The sequence below is a fragment of the Bacillus sp. EB106-04-02-XG92 genome, from assembly GCF_058791995.1.
In genome coordinates this window covers 1-2,372 of sequence record NZ_JBYTEA010000034.1, presented here as the reverse complement: position 1 = coordinate 2,372, position 2,372 = coordinate 1, and the positions used below count along the sequence as shown (strand labels likewise).

The window sequence follows — 2,372 nt, the reverse complement described above, 5'->3', positions numbered from 1 at the left end:
TTAACATTTCTAATTTGTAATGTCAACTAAGTTTTTTATTTCGTTTGCCGCGTTCTGCGTTATTGCATCGGCGACTTTTTCTATATTACACCTCTAACCTACAATCGTCAACATGTTTTTATAAAAAACTTCATTTTTTATAAAACCTATTTACGTTATTACATTATCTGTCTATATACCTCTTCTATAAAAATAGATAAGCAACCCATAAAATACTCTATGGGTTGCTATTCCATTATAAAGACTATTGTTCTTTTGAAGGTGCTGAACAACTTTCATCCGTACAAGACATATCGCTTCCACCTTCTGAAGAAAGCTCTTGTAACTTAGGTGTTGGATTCTCTTCCTCCCACACTTGCTGAAGTGCACCAACAAAAGTTTCAAGTGGCTGTGCACCTGAAATAGCATACTTTTGATTAATAATAAAATAAGGTACTCCTGAAATTTGATATTGCTGAGCAATTGCTTCATCAATTCTAACATCATTTGCATATGCGCTTTTATCATGAATAACACGTAAAGCTTCTTGCTTGTCTAAACCTGAAGCTTCAGCAATAGTAGCAAGCGTATCCACATCACTTAAATTTCTCGATTCTGTGAAATATGCAAAAAGGAGATTTTCCGTAATCTCTTTTTCTTTCCCTTGATCCTTTGCAAACTTTGCAAGACGATGTGCATCAAAAGTGTTCGTCGGCTTCATCTCATCAAAGTTAAAACTTAAACCCATACTCGCTGCATGATTTCCTAGTTGTACATTATTACGCTTAGCTTCTTCAATACTAATCCCATATTTTGATGCAAGTACTTCATTAATACTTGTTCCAGAATAGATTGGAGCATTTTGGTCTAATTCAAAACTTTTAAACTCAACTTCAACGTCCTTCTTATGCGGAAATTGCTCTAAAGCCATCTCTAATCTACTTTTCCCAATGTAGCAAAATGGGCACACAAAATCTGACCATACTTCAATTTTCATAGAAACACCTCATTAACATGTAGTTTTCAATCATTGTAGCACTGGCACTAAGGAATTCAAAAATTTATGCTTCAAGTCTTATATACTACAACCTAAAATGAATTTATAAATAGAAAAAACGATAATCAAAAGTATAAAGCGTTCCCTTTTGATTATCGTATATACAAATCTAATTATGCTGGAATATATCTCCCCACGAACTTCCATACCGTATTCCAATATTTATTTGAATCTATCTTCTCAGCTTCTCCATGTCCAGCACCTGGAACAATTAATTTCTCTTTTTCTACTTTTGCAGCATTATATACTTCATCTAACATTTCATAAGGAACAAATGTATCGGCATTCCCATGAATAAATAGCATCGGTGTTTTACTTTTCGCTACTTGTTTTACAGCCGAAGCTTCTTCTAAATCATATCCAGCTCTTAATTTTGTAATTGTATTTGCCGCGTTCATAACAGGAAACTTTGGCAAATGGAATAAATCTTTTAGTTGATAAGTAAATTCATCAATGACAGTTGAGTATCCACAATCTTCAATAATAACTTTCACGTTAGAAGGTAACTCTTCACCTGAAGTCATCATTACAGTTGCTCCCCCCATCGAAACACCAAAGAGTGCTATTTCAGCATTAGGGTCTTTCTTTACAATTTGTTGAATCCAAATCAAAATATCTTTACGATCGTGCCAGCCCATCCCTATATAATCACCTTCACTATTTCCATGCCCACGAAGATCTGGCGCTATGACGTTATATCCTTGTTCATAAAAGTTACGGATATATTTCTTCATTTTCGATGCCCTACTATCATATCCATGAACTACAATTGCCCATTTATTGCTAGATTGTTCATTCATATATTCATAACCTGTTAATTTCAACTCATCGAAAGAATTTATGTGTAGTGTATTAGGTTTATGATTTGAGACAAAGCTCGCATCCTTTTCCTCATTTGTAGCGAACACACCTCCCGATGCATTCGCAGTTTCTACTAAGTGAGGGTTATCCTCTAAAAACTCTTTCTCTTGTTTCGCATTCAACGCATAATTATAAAAATAATTCCCGACTAACATATAAGTAATCGCTAGAAGGACTAAAACTACTATAGTAACTATACCTATCTTTTTCATATTATCTCCTTTTTTAAAATTAAGTCTTCTTATATTCAAGTACTCAAAAAACAACTGCACTATTTTAACACACCGACAGATTACTTCTACAAAAAATAAAATAGAAAATCTTATACTACATATCAAAAATAATGAAAGAAAATGAATATGAGAGGATTAAAAAAATAAGGATTAGGAGTTAGAAACACAAAAAAGACGAGTCATTCTGACTCGTCTTACAGTTGCTTGGCGACGTCCTACTCTCACAGGGACAAGGTCCCAAC

At 33.8% G+C, this 2,372-nt stretch carries 2 protein-coding genes; both read right to left on the bottom strand.

The genetic code is table 11. The features are described 5' to 3' along the window. Positions 1-244 precede the first annotated feature (244 nt). Positions 245-976, bottom strand: a complete 732-nt coding sequence (locus AC3WVA_RS29240) for a DsbA family oxidoreductase (RefSeq protein WP_492322429.1) — start codon at positions 974-976, stop codon at positions 245-247. 173 nt (positions 977-1,149) lie between these two features. Continuing rightward, a complete protein-coding gene (locus tag AC3WVA_RS29235; RefSeq protein ID WP_098521830.1) occupies positions 1,150-2,109 on the bottom strand; it encodes an alpha/beta hydrolase in 960 nt (319 codons plus the stop codon). Positions 2,110-2,372 lie beyond the last annotated feature (263 nt).

Excerpts from the sequence above, each read along its gene's own strand:
- AC3WVA_RS29240 (WP_492322429.1), bottom strand. The coding sequence starts at position 976 with ATGAAAATTGAAGTATGGTCAGATTTTGTGTGCCCATTTTGCTACATT.
- AC3WVA_RS29235 (WP_098521830.1), bottom strand. The coding sequence starts at position 2,109 with ATGAAAAAGATAGGTATAGTTACTATAGTAGTTTTAGTCCTTCTAGCG.